General features: G+C 68.8%; 17 protein-coding genes. 2 read left to right on the top strand and 15 right to left on the bottom strand.

Features of this window, described 5'->3' with window-relative positions; genetic code table 11:
- Positions 1 to 21: 21 nt before the first annotated feature.
- The 7 genes from purF to NS4_RS29925 all read right to left on the bottom strand — a co-directional run bounded on the left by purF (position 22) and on the right by NS4_RS29925 (position 10,372).
- A complete protein-coding gene (purF, locus tag NS4_RS29955; protein WP_063062840.1) occupies positions 22 to 1,611 on the bottom strand; it encodes an amidophosphoribosyltransferase in 1,590 nt (529 codons plus the stop codon).
- Positions 1,612 to 1,945: 334 nt separating this feature from the next.
- Positions 1,946 to 2,440, bottom strand: a complete 495-nt coding sequence (locus tag NS4_RS29950; protein ID WP_063062839.1) for a WapI family immunity protein — start codon at positions 2,438 to 2,440, stop codon at positions 1,946 to 1,948.
- A gap of 135 nt (positions 2,441 to 2,575) precedes the next feature.
- On the bottom strand, positions 2,576 to 3,226 hold the full coding sequence (locus NS4_RS29945) for a CPBP family intramembrane glutamic endopeptidase (protein WP_063062838.1): 651 nt from the start codon (positions 3,224 to 3,226) through the stop codon (positions 2,576 to 2,578).
- Positions 3,223 to 4,962 carry an alpha/beta hydrolase gene (locus tag NS4_RS29940; RefSeq protein WP_063062837.1) on the bottom strand — a complete coding sequence of 580 codons (1,740 nt, stop codon included), beginning with the start codon at positions 4,960 to 4,962 and terminating at the stop codon, positions 3,223 to 3,225. Before NS4_RS29940 ends, NS4_RS29945 begins: the two co-directional genes overlap by 4 nt.
- 76 nt (positions 4,963 to 5,038) lie before the next feature.
- Positions 5,039 to 7,330 carry a phosphoribosylformylglycinamidine synthase subunit PurL gene (gene purL, locus NS4_RS29935; RefSeq protein ID WP_063062836.1) on the bottom strand — a complete coding sequence of 764 codons (2,292 nt, stop codon included), beginning with the start codon at positions 7,328 to 7,330 and terminating at the stop codon, positions 5,039 to 5,041.
- A gap of 238 nt (positions 7,331 to 7,568) precedes the next feature.
- Positions 7,569 to 8,843 carry a M18 family aminopeptidase gene (locus NS4_RS29930; protein WP_063062835.1) on the bottom strand — a complete coding sequence of 425 codons (1,275 nt, stop codon included), beginning with the start codon at positions 8,841 to 8,843 and terminating at the stop codon, positions 7,569 to 7,571.
- Between the two features lie 341 nt (positions 8,844 to 9,184).
- Positions 9,185 to 10,372 carry an epoxide hydrolase family protein gene (locus NS4_RS29925; protein ID WP_063062834.1) on the bottom strand — a complete coding sequence of 396 codons (1,188 nt, stop codon included), beginning with the start codon at positions 10,370 to 10,372 and terminating at the stop codon, positions 9,185 to 9,187.
- Between the two features lie 61 nt (positions 10,373 to 10,433).
- Here NS4_RS29925 and NS4_RS29920 point away from each other — a divergent pair, with 61 nt between their 5' ends.
- Complete coding sequence (locus NS4_RS29920) at positions 10,434 to 11,405, top strand: helix-turn-helix transcriptional regulator (protein ID WP_063062833.1); 972 nt, start codon at positions 10,434 to 10,436, stop codon at positions 11,403 to 11,405.
- A 149-nt stretch (positions 11,406 to 11,554) separates the two neighbouring features.
- Here NS4_RS29920 and purQ read toward each other — a convergent pair whose 3' ends face one another.
- On the bottom strand, positions 11,555 to 12,232 hold the full coding sequence (gene purQ / locus NS4_RS29915; protein WP_039821935.1) for a phosphoribosylformylglycinamidine synthase subunit PurQ: 678 nt from the start codon (positions 12,230 to 12,232) through the stop codon (positions 11,555 to 11,557).
- Complete coding sequence (gene purS, locus NS4_RS29910) at positions 12,229 to 12,465, bottom strand: phosphoribosylformylglycinamidine synthase subunit PurS (protein ID WP_030522869.1); 237 nt, start codon at positions 12,463 to 12,465, stop codon at positions 12,229 to 12,231. Before purS ends, purQ begins: the two co-directional genes overlap by 4 nt.
- 141 nt (positions 12,466 to 12,606) lie before the next feature.
- Here purS and NS4_RS29905 point away from each other — a divergent pair, with 141 nt between their 5' ends.
- Positions 12,607 to 13,251, top strand: coding sequence for an MBL fold metallo-hydrolase (locus NS4_RS29905; protein ID WP_039821934.1), 645 nt, complete (start codon positions 12,607 to 12,609; stop codon positions 13,249 to 13,251).
- Positions 13,252 to 13,330: 79 nt separating this feature from the next.
- On the opposite strand, the gene NS4_RS29900 is transcribed toward NS4_RS29905, so the two are convergent.
- The 6 genes from NS4_RS29900 to NS4_RS29875 all read right to left on the bottom strand — a co-directional run bounded on the left by NS4_RS29900 (position 13,331) and on the right by NS4_RS29875 (position 19,429).
- Positions 13,331 to 14,161: an EamA family transporter gene (locus NS4_RS29900; RefSeq protein ID WP_063062832.1), complete on the bottom strand. Its 831-nt coding sequence runs from the start codon at positions 14,159 to 14,161 to the stop codon at positions 13,331 to 13,333.
- Entirely contained in the window at positions 14,158 to 14,676 is a 519-nt protein-coding gene (locus NS4_RS29895; protein ID WP_063062831.1) for a MarR family transcriptional regulator, read from the bottom strand. Before NS4_RS29895 ends, NS4_RS29900 begins: the two co-directional genes overlap by 4 nt.
- A gap of 106 nt (positions 14,677 to 14,782) precedes the next feature.
- Positions 14,783 to 15,484, bottom strand: coding sequence for a DUF2334 domain-containing protein (locus tag NS4_RS29890; RefSeq protein WP_063062830.1), 702 nt, complete (start codon positions 15,482 to 15,484; stop codon positions 14,783 to 14,785).
- A gap of 139 nt (positions 15,485 to 15,623) precedes the next feature.
- The gene (locus NS4_RS29885; RefSeq protein ID WP_063062829.1) at positions 15,624 to 17,798 is read right to left on the bottom strand and encodes a S9 family peptidase; all 2,175 of its coding nucleotides are present in this window, start codon (positions 17,796 to 17,798) and stop codon (positions 15,624 to 15,626) included.
- A gap of 70 nt (positions 17,799 to 17,868) precedes the next feature.
- Positions 17,869 to 18,828 (bottom strand): alpha/beta hydrolase, encoded by a 960-nt coding sequence (locus tag NS4_RS29880; protein ID WP_063062842.1) that lies wholly within the window; start codon positions 18,826 to 18,828, stop codon positions 17,869 to 17,871.
- Positions 18,829 to 19,000: 172 nt separating this feature from the next.
- On the bottom strand, positions 19,001 to 19,429 hold the full coding sequence (locus tag NS4_RS29875) for an HIT family protein (RefSeq protein WP_084487846.1): 429 nt from the start codon (positions 19,427 to 19,429) through the stop codon (positions 19,001 to 19,003).
- Between the last annotated feature and the right edge of the window lie 19 nt (positions 19,430 to 19,448).

Here is a 19,448-nt window from a genome sequence, read left to right as displayed (position 1 = left end):
AGGCGGCGCCAAAAAACACAGCTACGGTCGGCTCAGGGCGCTCGCGTTGGCGTTCTCGGTAAGGACGCGGGATTGGGAGTGGCCCCCGAATTCCAGCAGGTTCTTGCCGATCGCGGCTTCGGTGGGCAGCGGGATCGGGTAGTTCCCGTCGAAACAGGCGCAGCACAGGCGGGTGCGGGGCTGTTCGGTGGCTGCGACCATTCCGTCGATCGAGATGTAGCCGAGGGTGTCGGCTCCGATGGAGCGGCGGACGCCCTCGACCATATCGTGCATCGCGTCCGGGTCGGTGGGCATTCCGTCGGGGTCGGTACCGGCGTTGTTGGCGACCAGCTCGGCGCGGGAAGCGAAATCGATCCCGTAGAAGCACGGCCATTTCACCGGCGGGGAGGCGATCCGTACGTGGATCTCCAGGGCGCCGGCTTCGCGCAGCATCCGGATAAGGGCGCGCTGGGTGTTGCCGCGGACGATCGAATCGTCCACGACGATGAGGCGTTTGCCGCGGATCACTTCGCGCAGCGGGTTGAGCTTCAACCGGATGCCGAGCTGGCGGATGGTCTGGCTGGGCTGGATGAAGGTGCGGCCGACGTAGGCGTTCTTCATCAGGCCCTGCCCGTAGGGCACGCCGGATCCCTGTGCGTAGCCGACAGCGGCAGGGGTACCGGACTCGGGGACCGGGATCACCAGGTCGGCGTCGATCGGGTGTTCGGCGGCGAGGCGGCGGCCGATATCGACGCGGGTGGCGTGCACCGAGCGCCCGGAGATGGTGCTGTCGGGGCGGGCCAGGTACACGTACTCGAAAACGCAGCCCTTGGGTTCGGGGTTGGCGAATCGGGAGGAGCGGACGCCGTCGGTGTCGATGGCGAGCAATTCGCCTGGTTCGATCTCGCGGACGAAGGAGGCGCCTACGATATCGAGGGCGGCTGTTTCGCTGGCGACCACCCAGCCACGTTCCAGGCGGCCCAGCACCAGCGGGCGGACACCGTGCGGGTCGCGGGCGGCGTAGAGGGTGTGTTCGTCCATGAAGGTCAGGCAGAAGGCGCCGCGCACCGTGGGCAGCAACTCCATGGCGGCCTGTTCGATACTCGAATCCGCGGAGGCGTGCGCCAGCAGCGCGGTCATCACATCGGAGTCCGACGTCGCCGACACCGCGCCCGGGCGGCCGGGACCGGCGACCAGACCCAGTTCACGTGCCCGGTCGGCCAATTCGGCGGTATTGACCAGATTGCCGTTGTGGCCGAGCGCGAGCCCGGAACCGACGGCGGTGGTGCGGAAGATCGGCTGGGCGTTCTCCCAGGTGGTGGCTCCGGTGGTGGAGTAGCGACAGTGGCCGACGGCGACGTGGCCCGGCATGGCGGCCAGGGTCTGCTCGTCGAACACCTGGCTGACCAGGCCGAGATCCTTGAAGACCAGCACCTGCGAACCGTCGGAGACCGCGATGCCCGCGGCTTCCTGGCCGCGGTGCTGCAGGGCATACAGGCCGTAGTAGGTGAGTTTGGCCACGTCCTCCCCCGGGGCCCAGACTCCGAAGACTCCGCATTCTTCGCGGGGCGGATTCTCGGTCTCGTCGGTTGCGGTGGGATTGCTGACTGCCGGTTGGTCGGCGTGGGTCACCGTGCGCTCCCTGGTCGGGCGGGTGTGGGGGCACTCGACATTCTACGGGGGTGTCGCGCTTGCGCGTCACCGGATCAGCACTCCGGCAGCAAGCGGGCACGCGGCGGCCATTACCGGGGCTCGTCACCCGCGACAGCGCGGCCCAGCAAACCTTCATGCTCAGTTAACCCCCCTTTCACCTGGTGAAACGAGGGAAAATGCGGCTCTTCCCGGCCTACCCGCGAGTCTCGGCAACCGTCCCGGGGCACCCCGGCCATAAGCCCCGTCCGGCCCCGGGCGCAACGTGGGCGATATCACCCGGGGAGGCGCCCCGTACGTGACCCGTATGCGCCGCTCAGCGGGCGCGACCGAGCGGGCTGCCACCGGGCGGGAGATAGCTGTCCACTTCCGCACCCAGGTCCTTGGCGGCCGTGGCGATATCGGCGGCCGCGAGGCGGGCCGTCACGATGTACGGCGAGCCCGCGGTGGCCCGCCGGTCCCAGGGCGGGGAGAACTCCAGATCCAGGCCGATCCGCAATTCGATCTCGCCCCCGGCGCGGGTAGCGGTGAAACTCAGATTGGGTTCGGTGAAGGCCAGCCGGGCGGGGCCGTCGGCGGGCGCACCACACGGTTGCGCCTCGGCCGCGATCCGGCGTAGCCAATCCGCCAGTTCGACCGTGTCGTCCAGACTCAATGCCTGCCAGCGGAAGGACCAGGTCCCGTCGGGGCAATTCGCGGTACCGGCGATCACCAGCCAGCTGTACCGGATTCGCGGATCGATATGGTCCGGAAACTGGTATCCGGCAATAGTGAGTTCCACACCGTATCCGTCGCTGTCGATCAATCTCACGGGCGAAGTGTGTCATCCTCGCGACAATTGCGCCCGGGACGGCGGCGAATACGGCGGAGTTCGCGCCGAAACAGCCGCACGCGACAATGTTCTCCTCCATGATCCGGCGGGACAGTTCGGGCGGACCTCCGCTGTTCAGCGCGCTCTGTCGGCACCGGCGCGATCTCCGATCGAGCGGACGCGGCGGCGACGGGAGAGCACCACGCCGCCGGCGTTCACCGCCCAGTGCAGCAGCGCGGGCGCGGTGGCACTCCCGGTATGCCGAGCGAGGACGCCGAAGATCAGGCCGGAGACACCGGTGAATCCGACGGTCGCCCAGACGTTGTCGCCCGCGGCGCGGGCGGGATGGATATGCCAGAGCCCGAAAACAGCGGCACCGGCCACGGCACCTGCCTTCGCGCCGAATGCCCGGTCCAGCAGCGGGTCCAGCGTAGCCCGGAAAATCATCTCCTCGGCGTACACCGTACCGAGCGGAATATGCACAGCCACCCATTCCACAGTGCCTACGTCCGGCGCCCGATCGTTCGCATCACCGAGAATCCGGCGCACCGGTGGTATGAGCAGGGCCGCCGTACAACCCGCTGCCACGACCCCGGCGCATCCGATTCCCCAGCGGATACCGCGCTCGGAGAACCAATTCGGGCGGCCGTCGAACACGAATCCGTAACAGGTGGCGGCGACCGTATTGGCCACGGTGCGGCCGCGGCGGTCGAGCGCGAGACGAGGCAGCAGCCAGTTGTTCCAGAGCACCGGCGCGGTCACCGCGGCGAGTATCCGCGCCTTCATTTCACTTCCCGCTCATAGGCTTCATAAGCTTCGATCTCGAGCCTGATCCGCTCGGCCAGTTCGGGATTCCAGTTCGGGGGCTGGGCGACCGCGGCCCAGCCGTCCAGGACCAGACTGCCGTAGCGGTGGCCGTGCCCGTCGCGGACCCCCTGGGCATTCGTGAGGTCCGCGCTGATCTGCCAGAAGGTGACAAGTGGCGCCCAGCGCACCCGGGGTGAGACATCGGCGCCGCGCGGTTCCGACAGCCAATCCGGCCGGGTCAGGGCGAGATCCGGGGACCACCAGACGATCGGGTCGGAGGCGTGCTGCAGGTAGGCGATCCGCGGTGCCCGCCATTCCGGGCCGGGCCTGGTGAGGTCCTCCTGATCTCCGGCGAACCGGATCACCAGGCCGTCGGCGTAGACTGGCTCGGTTTCGGGCGAGCCCGGATCACGCCGGTTCACGAACTGCTGCCACAGCCGGTTGGAATTCGGCGGTCCGACCCAGAGCGCGCCGTCCACCTTCTCCCGCAGATCGGCGAGCCCGTCGAAAGCGGCCTCCGACCCCTGTGATCCGAGGCTTTCGCCGTAGACGAGCAATTTCGGTCGCTCGGCGGCCGGGCGGGTGAGAGTTCTGCGATAGACTGCGTCGAACAGTTCCCGGCCCGCGGCGGCGGCCTTGCCACGGTCGGCCAGAAACGACAGCGCGCTGGGCAGATACGAGTACTGGGTGGCCACGATCGCCGAATCACCGCCGTACATGTATTCGATCGAGTTGGCGGCCATGGAGTTGACCCAGCCGGTGCCGGTGGTGGTGACCACGACCAGCGCCTCCCGGTCGAAGGCTCCGGTGCGCTCCAGTTCGGCGACCGCGAGTTCGGCTTGGCTCAGTCCGGTGTCCTCGACCGATTCCAGCCCGACATAGGCGCGGATGGGCTCCTTCGCGGGCCGGCCGGTGACCCAGGAGATGCGCTGGGCGCTCGGCCCGTGGGAGACGAACCAGCGGCCTTCGAACCCGAGGGTTTCCCAGGGCGCGAACGATTCCGGGCTGCCCGAGCGTTCGGCGAGGCGAGGTTGGACGGCGTATGCGGAGGTGTGGTCGTTGCGCACACTGAACGCCGAGTTGGCGGCGGCGAAGAAGGCGCGGGTGGCGACGCCGTTGAACAGGGTCACCACGAGCAGTACCAGGACCAGGAAACCCGCGGAGGGGGCCAGCTCCCGGGGTACCTTGACCCACCGGTTGAGCTGGCGGGCCAGATACAGGATGAGTTCGCGCGCAGTGCGATAGCAGGCGACCACCAGCACCCCGACCGTGAGACTCAGACCCCCGGTGCGCAGGTAGGCGGGTGTGGTGGTGCCCTCCATCCCCATCATCGCGGTGATCTCGCGCTGCCAGTGCGCCGACTGCACCAGCATGTAGCCGGCGCTCAACGCCGCCGTGATCAGCACCGCGCACTTCAGGGCGTACCGGGTCCACGTGGGCGGCGCCGGTATCCGGGTGAGCCGGGGCCGCACCCACAGCCGGAACAACCATTCCAGCAGACAGCCCACGCCGTACCCGATGGCCGCGTTGATCCCGCTGATCAGACCCTGGAACATCCAGTCGCGCGGCAGCAGCGACGGTGATACCGACAGCGCGAAGAACACCGTCGCCACGACCAGACCCACATAATTCAGGTCGATGATGTGCTCGGTCCGCCGGACCAGCGCGACACACCGCCGCCGCAACCTGGTCACGGAATCAGCGGTTTCCAGCACCTGTCCAGTATGGCGGGCGCGACCGGCGCCGGAGGGTGGCCCGGGTCACCTCCGGCGCGCCGGTCGCGGGCCCGGGTCAGGCGTGGCTGCCGAAGAGCGCGGGCAGTGTGCCCTCGTGCGCGGCACGCAGCTCGGCCATACCGATCGAGAACTGGCCCTGTACCTCGACCGAATCCGAACCCTGATCGACCACGCCGATGCGCACCCAGGGCAGTTCCCGGGCCGTGCACATCCGAGTGAAGCGGGTCTCCTCCGAGCGCGGCACCGCGACCAGCACCCGGCCCGCCGATTCGGAGAACAGCATCACGAAGGGGTCGGCGTCCTCGGGCAGCAGGATCCGGCAACCGGTCTCACCGGCCAGGGCCGCCTCGACCACGGCCTGGGCCAGGCCGCCCTCGGACAGGTCGTGGGCGGCACTGATCATGCCGTCGCGCGAGCCCGCGGTGAGGACGTCGGCGAGCAGTTTCTCGCGGTCGAAATCGACCTGCGGCGGCAACCCGCCCAGATGCCCGTGCGCCACCTGCGACCAGACCGAACCGCCGAACTCGTCGTGGGTGTCGCCCAGCAGGATGAGCGTCTCCCCCGGTTCCAGGCCGAGGCCGGTGGGGATGCGACGGTGGACGTCGTCGATCACACCCAGCACCCCGACCACCGGAGTGGGCAGGATGGCGTTCTCGCCGGTCTGGTTGTAGAAGCTGACATTGCCGCCGGTGACCGGGATACCCAGTTCCACACAGCCATCGGCGAGACCGCGCACGGCCTGCTGGAACTGCCACATCACACCGGGGTCCTCCGGGGACCCGAAATTCAGGCAGTTGGTGACCGCTTTCGGGGTGGCGCCGGTGACGGCCACGTTCCGGTAGGCCTCGGCCAGTGCCAGCCGCGCACCGGTGTAAGGGTCCAGCTTGGTGTAGTGACCCGAGGCGTCGGTGGCCAGCGCGATACCACGGCCGCTCACCTCGTCGATCCGGATCACCCCGGCATCGGCCTGTTCGGCGAGCACGGTGTTACCGCGCACGTAGCGGTCGTACTGTTCGGTGATCCAGCGGCGGCTGCACAGCTGCGGGCTGGCCACCATCTTCAGCAGGGTGTCGCGCAGTTCCTCGGCGGTCTTGGGCCGGGGCAGGTTGTCGGGGGTGTCGGCGTTGAGCGCGTCCTGGTCGGCGGGACGCCGAACCGGCCGCTCGTACACCGGACCCTCGTGCGCGACGGTGCGCGGCGGCACATCCACCACGGTCTCGCCGTGCCAGGTGACCTCCAGCCGCTCGCCTTCGGTCACCTCACCGATCACCGTGGCCAGCACATCCCATTTCGCGCAGACCGCGAGGAAGGCGTCCACGTTCTCCGGGGTCACCACCGCGCACATGCGCTCCTGCGATTCGCTGGACAGCACCTCGGCGGGGGTCATATCGGCGGCGCGCAGCGGGACCCGGTCGAGTTCGATGCGCATCCCGCCGTCACCGGCGGCGGCCAGTTCGGAGGTCGCGCAGGACAGCCCGGCGCCGCCGAGGTCCTGGATACCCACCACCAGCCCGGCGTGGTACAGCTCCAGACAGCATTCGATCAGTACCTTCTCGGTGAACGGGTCACCCACCTGGACGCTCGGCAGCTTCTTGCGGCCACTCCCGGAATCATCTCCGGAGAAAGTATCCGAGGCCAATACCGAGACGCCGCCGATACCGTCGAGCCCGGTCCGCGCACCGAAGAGAATGATCTTGTTCCCAGCGCCCGAGGCGAAGGCGAGATGCAGGTCTTCCACCCGCATGACACCCGCGCACAGCGCGTTCACCAGCGGATTCCCCTGGTAGGAAGCGTCGAAGACGGTTTCGCCGCCGATATTGGGCAGCCCGAGGGAGTTGCCGTAACCGCCGATCCCGCGGACCACGCCGTCCAGCACCCGGCGGGTGTCGGCCGCGTCGGCGGCACCGAAACGCAACTGGTCCATCACCGCGATGGGACGCGCGCCCATGGCCATGATGTCGCGAACGATGCCGCCGACCCCGGTGGCCGCGCCCTGATACGGCTCGACATAGGACGGATGGTTGTGGCTCTCCACCTTGAAGGTGACCGCCCAGCCGTCACCGATATCGACCACACCCGCGTTCTCGCCGATCCCGGCGAGCATTGCCGAACGCATCTCCTCGGTGGTCGTCTCACCGAAGTAGCGCAGATGCACCTTGGAGGATTTGTAGGAACAGTGCTCGCTCCACATCACCGAGTACATGGCGAGCTCGGCATCGGTGGGCCGGCGCCCCAGAATCTCCCTGATCCGGGCGTATTCGTCGTCCTTGAGGCCGAGCTCGGCGTACGGCTGCGGCGTATCCGGAGTGGCGGCGGCGGTGGCGACCGTATCGACCTGCTCAGTCACGGGGGTACCAGGATCCTTTCGTAGGTTGGCGCGCCGGCGCGCGCGGGCTCCGGCCCTCCGGGCGCCTGCCGCGGCTCACGGCAGGTGGCATCGGCGCCACGGTTCGGTCGGAACGCCGGGCCTCGGCGGTGGGGTCCCGGCAGAGTTGATCCAGCACGAATCCTACGTCCACCTGCGCCGGACCGATTACCGACCCCGCCGCCGCAAAACCCGTGGCCGTGCCCCGACCGGATCCGGCCTACGGAGCGAGGAAGGCGGCCAGGGCCGCCGCGTAGGCGGTCACATCGGCGGCGCCCATCATCTCCCGCGCCGAATGCATGGCCAGCTGGGGCGCACCCACGTCCACGGTCGGCATACCGGTGCGCGCAGCGGTCATCGGGCCGATGGTGGAACCGCAGGGCAGATCGGCGCGGTGCACATACCGCTGCATCGGGACTCCGGCCCGGTCACACGCCAGCGCGAACGCTCCCGCGCCGACGGCGTCGGTGGCGTAGCGCAGGTTCTGGTTGACCTTCAGCACCGGTCCGCCGTTGATCTCGATACCGTGCGAGGGCTCGTGCCGTTCCGGATAGTTCGGGTGCGTGGCGTGCGCCATATCGCCGGACGCGCACACCGACCCCGCGACCGCCGCCAGGAATTCGGCACGGCCACCGCCGCGGGCCAGCACGATCCGCTCCAGCACCGTGGGCAGCAACTCGGACTGCGCGCCCCGGTCGGATTGGCTGCCGACCTCCTCGTGGTCGAACACGGCGAGCACCGGGACGGCGTCGCCCGGATTCTCGACGGCGGCCCGGAAGGCGGCCAGCCCCGCGTAGCAGGTGCCCTGGTTGTCCAGGCGGGGTGCGCTGATCAGGTCGCGGCCGGCACCGATCACCCGGCCGGGTGCCAGATCGTGGGTCATCAGCTCCCAGCCCAGCACGGCTCGCGGATCCACTCCGGCGGCCTCGGCCACGTAATCCAGGAACGCCGCCCGTTCAGTGCCCACACCCCAGATCGCGTTCATATGCCGCTGCGGATCCAGCGTCACCCCGCGCCGATCCTCGGACAGATGGATCGCCAGCTGCGGGACCCGCAGAATCGGTTCGTCGATCCGTACCAGCCGCTCGGCCAGCCCCGTCCCCTCCCGCACACTGAGCCGCCCGGAGATCCCCAGCTCACGATCCAGCCAGGAGTTCAGCCAGGCACCCCCGTACGGCTCCAGCCGCACCAGCTGCCAGCCCGCCACCGTCAGATCGGGATGCTGCTTGACCCGCAGATTCGGGCTGTCGGTATGCGCCCCCACCACCCGGAACGGACCCGCCTGCTCCGGGTCGGCCCATGCCACCAGCGAGCCACCGCGCACGATGTAGTACCGGCCACCGGTGCCCGGCCACGCCCGGGTCTCGTCCAGCCGGACGAACCCGTCGGTTTCCAGCGTCTCGGCGATGGTCCGGCAGACATGGAACGGTGAAGGTGACGCATCGATGAACTCACACAACCCGGCGGCCGAAGCCGCGACAGCAGAACTCGGCATGCTCCGACCCTAAGCGCTGCGACTTTCGGCGCCCCTTGCGGCGTCTCGGGGTCGGGGCGACCGGTCCGGTACTGCAACAACAGGTTGTTCCGCTGGGGTCACCGAGTTCCGGCGACACGAACGAGTTCGGCGCTCGAGGCCGCGACGGCCCAAGTGGACGTAGCAGGCGACATCGGTGGGGTCGCGCGGGCTGCGGAGGGGCCGATAGCCGACGATGCCGTTCCCACCGGCTCCGGCAGAAACCGTTCCTCCCGGCCGTCCCGCCGCGAATGTCGCCGGCGGCGTCGATGCCGGAACTGCTGTGCGGCCCAATCCGTTCGGAGTGCGCCACAGCGAACGGATCAGCCCGCTCGGTGGCCGGCGAAGAAGGCGCGGATATCCGGTGCGAGTAATTCCGGCACCTCCATGGCCGGAAAATGGCCACCTCGGCCGAACTCTGACCAATGCTCGACATGACCGCCCGGATCCACCAGATCGCGGATCGCATCGTCCCCGGCGAATACCGCATAACCGGTGGGAGCCGCCGGCGGCGGGGTTTCCCCGGAGCCCTGCCACGCGGCCATCGCCCGGTATGCCTGCATCCCTTCGTACAGGGAGTGCGCAGCGGAGGCGCCGGATCGGGTGAACCAGAAGATGCTGACGTCGACGAGCAGCTGATCCCGGTCGACTGCGTCCTCGGGCAGCTCGGCGGCCGGGTCCGTCCATTCCCGGAACTTCTCCACGATCCAGGCGAGCTGCCCGACCGGTGAGTCGGTCAACGAGTAGGACAACGTCTGCGGCCGGGTGGCTTGCACGTGGAGATACCCGAGGCCGTCGGCCTGGAACCGGTTGAAGCGCTCGGCCCGCTTCCGGTCCGCCTCGGACAGGCCATCGGTGTCGATCGGCGGGCCGAAGGGCATCGCCGGGGCGGTACCCGTGGCGTGCACGCCCAGCACCCGTCCCGGAGCCACCATGGGCAGCAGCTGCGAAACGCCTGCCCCCGCATCGGTGCCGTGCACGGCGAACCGTTCGTAGCCGAGCCTGGTCATCAGCTCCGCCCAGGCGGTCGCGACGCGAAAGAGGTTGCCCCATCCGGGGCCCGCCACGGGCGTGGAGAAGCCGTAACCGGGAAGCGACGGAATGACCAGGTGGAAGGCATCCAGGGGGTCTGCGCCGTGGGATTTCGGGTCGGTCAGCGGGCCGATCAGGTTCTGGAACTCGAACGGCGAGCTGGGCCAGCCGTGCGTGAGGATGAGCGGCCGGGCTCCGGGCTCGGCGGATCGGATGTGGAGGAAGTGGATGTCCTGACCATCGATGGTGGTGACGAACTGCGGAATCTCGTTCAGTTCCGCCTCCCGGGCCCGCCAGTCGAACCCGCTGGACCAGTATTCGGCCAAACCCCGCAGATAGTCGACGGGGACGCCGCGGCTCCAGTCCGTCGCGGCCGGCTGCTGCGGCCAGCGGGCGCGGTGCAGGCGTTCGACCAGATCATCGATATCGGCTCGTGGGATCGCGATGCGGAAGGGACGGATCTCCGTGGTGTTCGTCATGCCGCCACCGTAAAAGCAATCGCGGAAGGATAGCTTCCGCAATTACTGCGATGCTGAACGAATGTTGAAGACTTCTGCCAGGCTGCTGCGATTGCTGTCGTTGTTGCAGTCGCGGATGGATTGGAGCGGCGAAGAACTCGCCGCGCGATTGGGCGTCACCGGCCGGACAGTGCGCAGCGATATCGAGAAGCTGCGCGACCTGGGCTACCCCGTGGCCGCGGCGCCGGGAGTGGGAGGCGGGTATCGCTTGGGTGCCGGGGCGAAGCTGCCGCCGCTGCTTCTCGACGACGACGAGGCGGTGGCGGTAGTGGTGGGACTCCGGACATCGGTGGGCGGCGGCGTTTCCGGAATGGCGGAGGCCTCGGTACGGGCGTTGGCCAAGTTCGAGCAGGTATTGCCGCCGCGGCTGCGGCACCAGGTGAGCGGCATGGGCTCGGCGATCGCCGCCGTTCCGAGCGCCGGACCCACCGTGGACGCGGACACATTGAGCGTGATCGCGGCGACGATCCGCGCCCGCGAGCGCCTCCGATTCGACTACGAGACCCACCGGGGCACCCCCGGCGGGCGAGAAATCGAGCCCCATCAGCTCGTGAACTGGGGCCGCCGCTGGTACCTGGTGGGTTGGGATATCGAGCGTGCGGACTGGCGGACCTTCCGGGTGGACCGAATCTCCCCGCGCACTCCCAACGGCCCGCGATTCACTCCCCGGCCGTTACCGGACAACGACGCTTCGACGCATGTGCAGCGGGGCGTCGGCCAAGCCACCTGGCGCTACACGGCCCGGGTGCTGTTGCACGCGTCGGTGGAGTACGTGCGCGAACGCATGCCGCACGTCGGCACCCTGGAACCGGCCGGGCCGGATCGTTGTGTGGCCGAGGTGGGGGCGGACACGGCCCAGATGCTGGCTCTGTATCTAGGACTGCTCGACGTGGATTTCGACGTGCTCGAGGGCGCTGAGCTCACGGCGAGGCTGCGAGACCTCTCAGCGCGCTTCCAGCGGGCCGCCGCCGACGCTCCGGATACCGGCTCGTGACGGCCGGTGGTTCCCTGGAGGTGGCGAGCTACCGTCCGGCCGGTGCCCGCCCGGGACTCGCGACCTCGCCGCAGTCGAGGCGACATCTTCCGGCTTCGCGGACGCCCACCCCCTCCGCGGCAGAGTAGCCGCGCCCGGACGCCGCGCCCTCAGGAAGCGACCAGCACGTCCAGTACGGACAGGAACAACCCCAGCCCGTCGTCACTCGGCCCGGTCAACGCCTCGGTCGCGTGCTCCGGATGCGGCATGAGCCCCACGACCCGCTTGTTCTCCGACGCGATACCCGCGATCGAGCGCTGCGAACCGTTCGGGTTGTCGCCCGCGTAGCGGAACACGACCCGGCCTTCGCCTTCGAGTTCGTCGAGGACCGTCTGCGAGGCCTGGTAACGCCCCTCACCCGATTTCAGCGGGACCAGGATCTGGGCGCCCGGTTCGTAGCGCGAGGTCCAGGCGGTGTCGGTGGCTTCGACGCTCAGCCACTGGTCGCGGCAGATGAAGTGCAGCCCCTCGTTGCGGGTGAGGGCGCCGGGCAGCAGCCCGGCCTCGCACAGCACCTGGAAGCCGTTGCAGATACCGAGCACCGGCATGCCGTTGCGGGCGGCTTCGACGACGGTGCCCATCACGGGCGCGAACCGGGCGATGGCGCCGGCGCGCAGATAGTCGCCGTAGGAGAAACCGCCGGGGACCACGACCGCGTCGACGCCTTTGAGATCGGCGTCGCCGTGCCAGAGGCTCACGGCTTCGGCGCCGGCCAGCCGGACCGCGCGGGCGGCATCCACATCGTCGAGGGTTCCGGGGAAGGTGATGACACCGATGCGGGCGGTCACGGTACGCGCACCACCTTCCAGTCCTCGATCACGGTGTTGGCCAGCAGCGATTCGGCGATCGAGGCGAGTTGGTCGTCGCTGACGTCGTCACCGACCTCGAGTTCGAAGCGCTTGCCCTGCCGGACGTCGGTGACGCCTTCGAATCCCAGACGCGGCAGAGCGCCGGCTATGGCCTGCCCTTGCGGATCCAGGATCTCGGCCTTCGGCATCACCTCGACCACGACACGTGCCACGGGTTGCTCCTCACAAAAAGGGGTGAGCTGCGCCCGGCGCCGACGCCGGGACGCGGATGGGGTTACCTGAGCAGCCTAATTGCCCGGTGGCCGGAAGGTCGCGGCGGGTGACCGAACATATGCGGTACTAGCCTTGCGTGCATGCATGTAGCCCACTTCGGTCACTCCTGCGTACTCGTCGAACTGAACGGGAAGAAGATCCTCTTCGATCCCGGCGCGTTCTCCCACGGTTTCGAAGGCCTCACCGGACTGGACGCGATCGCCGTCACCCATCAGCACGCCGACCATATCGATCCGAACAGGATCGACCCGCTGATCGAGGCGAATCCCGGCGCGCGGCTGCTGTCGGATCCGCAGACCGCCGAACTCCGGGGCGGGGCCTGGGAGGCGCTGCACGCGGGCAATGTGGTGGATCTGGACGGTCTGCGGATCACCGGCGGCGGGGGCCGGCACGCGGTGATCCACCCCGAACTGCCGGTGATCGACAACACCGTCTTCCAGCTGGGCACCGCCGCGAACCCGACCCAGTTCGTCCATCCCGGGGATTCGCTCTGGGTGCCCTCCACTCCGGTCGATGTGCTCGCCGTCCCCGCCGCCGCTCCCTGGATGAAGATCAGCGAGGCGGTCGACTACCTGCGGTCGGTGGCGCCCCGGCTGGCCTTCCCGATCCACTACGGCATCATCGCCGAGCCGGCCTGGGGTGTGTATTTCAGCCGGCTCGACGAAATGCGCAAGGCCGATACCGAATTCACCGTCCTGCGTCCGGAGAACGACGCCGAGCTCTGAACGCGGCCCGCGGACGGTTCAGCGGTGTAGGCCGACAGCGCCGCGGCGAGCGCCGGGTGCTCGAACGGCGACGACGGCCTCAGTCGAATACGAGCAGCGCGACCGCGAGCAGCGCGACGATCAGGCCCATTGTCCTTGTGCGGGTCAGTCTTTCGCCGAGGACGGCCAGACCGAGCAGGACCGGGATCACCGGATACAGCGAGGACAGCACCACCGCGATTACCACCAGTTGCTCCCGGCCGGCGAGCAGATAGCAGATCAGAGCGATCGCGGCGGCGGCGCCGGTCGCCAGCGACCACACCACGGTGGCGGGCCGGGGCCGCTCGGCCGTACCGCGCAACAGCGGTAGCAGGGTGAGAACAGCGGCCACCCGCCCGGCGACCACGGGCCAGATCCCCGCCGCCGGATCACTCTGCGCCAGTGCCAGATACTGCACCGCGATACCCACCCCCGCGATCAGGGCGTCGCCCGTTCCCGCCGCGCGCCCACCCGCGCCGTCGCCGCCATGGGAAACGAGCCACAGAGCGGGGACCGCCACGACCATTCCGACCCAGGCCGCCACCGCCGGCCGTTCACCGAGCCACAGCACCCCGGCCAGGACCGGCAACGCGACACCGCCGACCGCGCTGACCGGTACCACGGTGCTCATGGCACCACGGCTGAGCCCGCGGAACAGGAATAGCATGCCCACCCCGGTTCCCATCCCCGAGATCGCGCCCCACAGCATGCTCTGGCCGTCCCACTGCCCGGGGAACAGCGGCGCGGCCGCCAGCGCCACCACCAGGCCGCCGAACTGCCCGACCACCGCGACGACGCGCAGATCGATCCGGCGCGCCAGCAGCCCACCGGCGAAGTCGGAGACACCGTAGGCGGCCGCGGAGGCCAGGGCCAGCGCCGCACCCGCCGTCATCCGGACCGCTCCCGTTCGGCCCGGCCGACCGGGCAGCAGGCATCGGTGGTGCATGAGCGCCGGTCACAGAGCCGGCACAGCAGGTCGGCATTGCCGATATCGGAGTACAGACCGGTCAGCAGCTTGTCCAGGAGTAGCGCCAGAGTCTCGCGTTCGGCGGTGTCGAGCGGGTCGAGCACATGCGCCAATCCACCGCTGCGCGCGGCCAGAATATTCGCCGCGGCCTGCCGGCCGCGCTCGGTGAGACGGACTGCGATCTCGCGGCCCTGCCCGGGCCGGCGCTCCACGAGTTCCCGCCGCAGCAGGGTGTCGATCATGCGCGCCGCCGCCGACTGGCTCGACCCGACGCGGCGGCCCAGTTCGGTCCCGCTCAGCCCGGGCGAGCCGGCCAGCACCACCAGCGCCGCGGCCGCGCTCGTTCCGACGCCGGTGTCGTCGGTCACCCGTCCGAGCATCAGGTCGGTGACCGCCAAGGCGGCGGCGCCCAGCATATTCGCGGTCCGGCTATCATGCATGACTCATGCATAACATGCCGGGCATGGGCGAGTCCACTCTTGTTCCAACCCCCGGCCGCGAAGCTGGAACCGCCGCCCCGTTATCGCCGTATGGGGCGGCGGAGTCTCAGGCCGCGCGAACGGCGCGCACAGGCTCCCAGCGGTATACCTCGCTGCGCGCCCCGTGATAGAGCGCGAGATCCACGGCATCCAGCATCGCCTGGCGCGGCCCCGGCCGGCCCAGCTGCGTGGCCGAAACCGCCAGGCGCAGCACACCACCCCGCCGCGCGGTGCGCGCGGCACCCAGCACCAACGCGCGGCACCACCAGGGTTCGGCGCGGAACCCCTCCCCGATGCCGTACACGCGAGCCTTCTGCACCGAGTCGCGTTCCAGATCGTGGATACCGGTCAACCCGAGCGAAAGCCGGAAACCGGCCTCGGGCAACGCCGCGGTCGCGCCGGCGGAAGCGTCCCAGCGGGGCGCGGCGAACAAGCGGGTGCGCAAGCCGACCTGCTCCATGGAACGGTCGGCGGCGGTCAGCCGCAGCAACGCCTCGTGTCTGGGCAGTGCCGAGAACTCGGCCCGGCGCCGTTTGGTGGCCGCCTGGTCGTAACCGTGCAGCACCACGGCGTCCCCGCGACCGCGACGGCCGCGCAACCAGGTCGCGGTGGTGAGGTCGTCGACGAGCCGGTATCCGCCCTTCAGCCGCGGCGCCACCAGCAGCGACAATCGCACCCCCCGCTGATCCATCTCCTCGGCGAAGCCGATCGCCGCGTCCCGGGTGGCTTCCCGGACGCCCGACACCGAAACGAGCAGCTCAGCGTTCATGTACCGACAATGGCAGCCGCAGGTGTCCGGGGCGTGCAGTGCCGATGACCTGCGCATGCAGGTCCGGTGACCGGTCCGTGGACCGGATATGGCCGGGCGGCGAACATCGGGACACAATCCGCCGCGCCGCCCGGCGGGCCTACTTCTCCCCGAGCCCGACGGTGTCGAGCACCCAGGCGTACTCGAAGGCGACCTCGCGCCATTTCTCGTACCGCCCGCTGACCCCGCCGTGCCCTGCGCTCATCTCCGTTTTCAGCAGCAGCGGTGAATCACCGGTCTTGGTGGCGCGCAGTTTCGCGACCCATTTCGCCGGTTCCACGTACAGCACCCGGGTGTCGTTGATGCTGGTGATCGCCAGGATGGCCGGATAGTCCTGAGCCCGGACGTTCTCGTAAGGCGAATACGACTTCATATATTCGTAGACGTCCTCGTCCGCCAGCGGATTTCCCCACTCGTCCCATTCGATCACCGTCAGCGGCAAGGAGGGATCGAGAATCGAGGTGAGCGGATCGACGAACGGCACATTGGCCAGCACCCCGGCGAACAGCTCCGGCGCGATATTGGCGACCGCGCCCACCAGCAGCCCGCCCGCACTGCCACCGTCGGCGATCATCCGATCCGGTGCCGTGGTGCCGTTGTCGACGAGATGCTGTGCGCAGGCGACGAAGTCGGTGAAGGTGTTCTTCTTCGTGAGTGTTTTGCCGTTCTCGTACCAGAGCCGGCCCATCTCACCGCCGCCGCGCACATGAGCGATCGCGAACACCATGCCGCGATCGAGCAGCGACAGCCGCGACACCGAGAAACCCGGATCCATACTCGCCTCGTAGGAACCGTAGCCGTAGAGCAGCAACGGTTTCGGACCGGTGGCACGGTCGGTATCGCGCCGGGTGACGATCGAGATCGGAATGCGGGTCCCGTCCGCGGCGACCGCCCAATCGCGACGCTGCACATAATCGCTCGCGTCGTAGCCGCCGAGCACCGGTTGCTCCTTGCGCAGCAGCAGCGCACCGGTCTCGACCACATAGTCGAAGACCTGGGTGGGCGTGATGAACGAGGTGAGCCCGAGCCGCAGCGTGGGCTGGTCCCATTCCGGGCAGGAACCGAGCCCGGCACTGTAGAGCTCCAGCTCGAATTCGAGCTCGCGCAGTTCGCCGTAGCCGTCCGCGGTCAGTGGCCACACCGCGACCCGGGGCAGCGCCTCGCGGCGGTAGCTGAGCACCAGCTGCCCGGCGAAGGCGTCGACATCCTCGAGCCGCACATCGTCGCGGTGCCCGATCAGGGTGCGCAGCCGGGTCGGGTCGGCGGCCGGAGCCTCGGCCAGGACGAAGTTCTCCGCCTTCACCCCGTCCACGACATCGTTGTGCAGGATCAGGAACCGGTCCTCGCCCGCCACCACCGCGTGCTCGGCCGAATATTCGACCCCCTCGCGGCGGGGTAGCAGTACCCGGAACTCACCGGTCGGATTGTCCGATTCCAGCACCCACCCCTCGGTGGTGATCTTGGACCCCACCCAGATCATCAGATACTTCTCCGACCGGGTGGCGCCGACGCTCACCCAGTAGCGCTCGTCCGGCTCGTGGAACACCTGCACATCCGCGGCCGCAGTGTCGCCGAGCCGGTGCCGCCACACCGTATCGGGCCGCCAGGATTCGTCGACGGTCTGATAGAAGATATGGCTGCCGTCCAGGGACCAGGTGGCGCCGGGCGCGGTCCGCGCGATTTCGTCGCCGAGCAGCTCTCCGGTGCGTAGATCCATGAATCGCAGCGTGTAGCGCTCGTCGCCGGCGGTATCCACCGAGAACGCGAGCAGATTCCCGTCGTGGCTCACCGAGAAGGCGCCGAGCGCGAAGAAATCATGCCCTTCCGCCAGCACATTGCTGTCCAGCAAAACCTGTTCGCCGGGTATCTCGGTCCCGGCCTCGAGCTGCGGCGGCGTCCAGGCATCGATCCCGGCGGCGTTCGCGTCGATCGGGCACCGGCAGTGCACGCCGTACTGTTTGCCCTCGTAGCTGCGCGAGTAGTACCAGTACTCGCCGAGCCGGGTCGGCACCGACAGATCGGTTTCCTGGGTGCGGCTCTTGATCTCGTCGAAGATCTTCTCGCGCAGCGGTGCGAGATGCGCCGTCCGGGCCTCCGTATAGGCGTTCTCGGCCTCGAGGTGGGCGATGACCTCCGGGTCTTCCTTGTCCCGCAGCCATTCGTATTCGTCGACGAACCGGTCGCCGTGGTGTACCCGCTCGAACGGGACCGTCTTCGCCGTGGGCGCGACCGCCGCGGCCGCCGCGTCGGTTACCGGACTACCACTGTCAGCCATGGCCACCACCGTAGCGGCCCGCGCGCGGCTGCCGTCGGAGACCGCATCCGGCGGGTACCGGCCGGAAGAATCAGGCGCCGATCGCCGGGCCGATGGTCGGCCAGGACGCCATGAGATGGTCGTTCCAGTACGACCACGAATGCGTGCCGACCGGGCTGTAGTAGATCCGCAGCGGCAGCCCCGCCGCCCGCGCCTTGTGCTCGAACGCGATCACACAGGCATCGACCGCGAATTCGATCGGCCCGCCGAGCACGATGTTCTCCGGCAGCTGCGGTTTCAACTCCAGCTCGTGCGGGCCGGGCAGACCCGTACCGGTCGACAGGAAGAGCGTTTTACCGCGCAACCGGTCCAGCATGAGCGCCGGATCATGGGCCGCCCAGTCCCGGCTGCCACCAGGGCCCCACATATTGTCCGGGTTGCCGCCCCTGGTCATGATGGAGAACTGCACCGCGCCGGCGGCCATCGTGGTATCCGGGCAGGCGCTGTACCCGGCGACCGCGGTGTAGAGCTGCGGATGCCGGGCCGCGAGGATATAGGCGGCGTGCCCGCCCATGGACAGGCCACCGATCGCGTTTTGTCCGTCACCGGCGAAATTGCTGTCGATGATCGGCGGCAGTTCCCGGGTCAGGAAGGTCTCCCACCGGTAGCGGCCCAGAGCCGGATCGTCGCGCTGCCAGTCGGTGAAATAGCTGGCCCTACCGCCGACCGGGAGGACGACGTTGACGTTCTTGCCGAGGAAGAAGCGTTCCGCCTCGGTGGCATTGGTCCAGGTGCTCTGACCGATGCCCGGATCGAGCCCGTCCAGCAGGTAATAACTGGGCCGGCTGCCGCCCCCGGCCGGATGCAGCACCTGCACCTGCACGACCTGGTTCATGGCGGGCGAAGCGACGAACACCGCCGAGCGGGTCGGGCCCAGTTCATCGATCCGGACGACCTCGGCCGCGGCGGCCGGAGCGGGTCGGAGTACGGGGAGCCCGGCAGCCAAACCGATCACCCCCAGCATCAGTACAGCTATTCGAGAACAACGCATGATCGCACCTCCCTGACCCGCCCCGGGAACCAGCTCATGCCCATACTCGACATTCGACCGACGACAGCGCACCGTCAGCATATTCACAGCAAATATACTGGTTACAGTCGACAACCGATCTTACGTGTCCGTTTCGATGCGATCCGTAAAACCGCGAAAGGGAATCCGCCGCTCACCGTTCCCGCTGCAACGCGCCCCGGATGGAACCGGCCAGATAGTCCAGATCGGCCCGCGGCGGCGTCCGCGGCCGACCCCGCAAACCGAATCCATCCCCCGGGGTACGGGGAATGACGTGCAGATGGACGTGGAACACTTCCTGCCCCGCGGTCACCCCGTCGGCCAGAAAGAAATTCACCCCGTCGCAGGCCACCTCACTGTCCCGCAACGCCGCCGCCAGCCGCTGCCCCACCTGGAACAATTTCCCGCCGAGCACCGGATCGAGCTCGGCGAGATCGCGCGCCGGCTTCTTCGGCACCACCAGCAGATGCCCCGGTGTCATCGGCCGGATGTCCATGAACGCGAGCACATCCTCGTCCTCGTACACCCGGCTCGCCGGCGCCCGCCCGGCAATGATGTCGGAAAAGATCGAATAGGGATCCATAGCTGTGTATATTGGCGCG

Origin of the sequence: Nocardia sienata NBRC 100364 (assembly GCF_001613205.1) — a bacterium.
Classification (GTDB): domain Bacteria; phylum Actinomycetota; class Actinomycetes; order Mycobacteriales; family Mycobacteriaceae; genus Nocardia; species Nocardia sienata.
The sequence above is the reverse complement of the archived record's forward strand: the minus strand, read 5'-3'. Positions and strand labels throughout refer to the sequence as shown.